Consider the following 1,082-nt stretch of genomic DNA (forward strand, 5'->3'; position numbering starts at 1 on the left):
CATGATGGAACCTACCAAAATGGAACAGGAGTCGGTAACGAAACTGCCAGTGAGCACGAAATGTTCCGTAAATATATGATTGATTCTCTTCTCTACTGGGTAAAAGAATACAATATTGACGGTTTCCGCTTTGACTTGATGGGAATCCATGATGTCAAAACCATGCAGATGATTCGTTGGGCTATGGACGAAGTCGATCCGAAAATCATCCTATATGGAGAAGGTTGGGATATGGGAACAGGTCTTGCTCCTTATGACAAGGCTAAGAAAGACAATGCCTACCAGTTGCCAAACATTGGATTCTTTAATGATAATCAACGTGATGCGGTCAAAGGTTGTGAAGTCTATGGCTCTATCAAATCTGGCTTCGTCAGTGGAGCAGGTACTGAGCCGATTCTCGCAAAGGCTATTCTTGGAAGTCGAGAGCTCGGTTCTTATCTCAGTCCAAACCAGGTTCTTAACTATGTAGAAGCCCACGATAACTACAATTTGCATGATTTGCTTAGAACCCTTCATCCATCGGAGAGCGAAAAACGTATCATGAAGAAAGTAGAAACAGCAACGGCTATGAATCTCCTCATGCAAGGGATGGCCTTCATGGAACTGGGGCAAGAGTTTGGCCGTACTAAACTCGTAGCTACAGGCGAAAATGAAGAGTTGACTCACGCAGATCGTGAGCGAGCAATGAACAGTTACAATGCTCCTGATAGCGTCAACCAAGTTAACTGGGATTTGATCAATGAGCGTCAAGATAGTATCGAGTTTGTCCGTCAGATTATCCGTCTTAAAACACAAACTAGTGCCTTTTCATACCCTACCTATGAAGAAGTCTACCGTCATGTCTTTGTTCACACAGCTATTGAAAATAGTGGTTGGATTGTTTACGAAATTCAGGGAATTGAAGAGCACTTCTTGGTTGTTTTCAATGTTAAAGGGGCTTCATTTTACTATGAAAATGCAGGAAACCTTGAAATGTTGGTAACTAATAGCCGTTCTGACCAAGAAAATGTTATTGACGACGTCAGTGTGGCAGTTATGAATGTTTTATCGTAAAAAATAACCTAAAACTCAAGATTTATGGG

The 1,082-nt window shown here is 41.7% G+C and carries 1 pseudogene; it reads left to right on the forward strand.

The annotated features are described in order from the left end of the window. Positions 1 to 1,053, forward strand: a pseudogene (locus SINDD18_RS09970) (alpha-amylase family glycosyl hydrolase); the annotation flags it as partial. Positions 1,054 to 1,082: the final 29 nt, after the last annotated feature.

This window comes from Streptococcus infantis (assembly GCF_001579645.1).
GTDB classification, from domain to species: Bacteria; Bacillota; Bacilli; order Lactobacillales; family Streptococcaceae; genus Streptococcus; species Streptococcus infantis_E.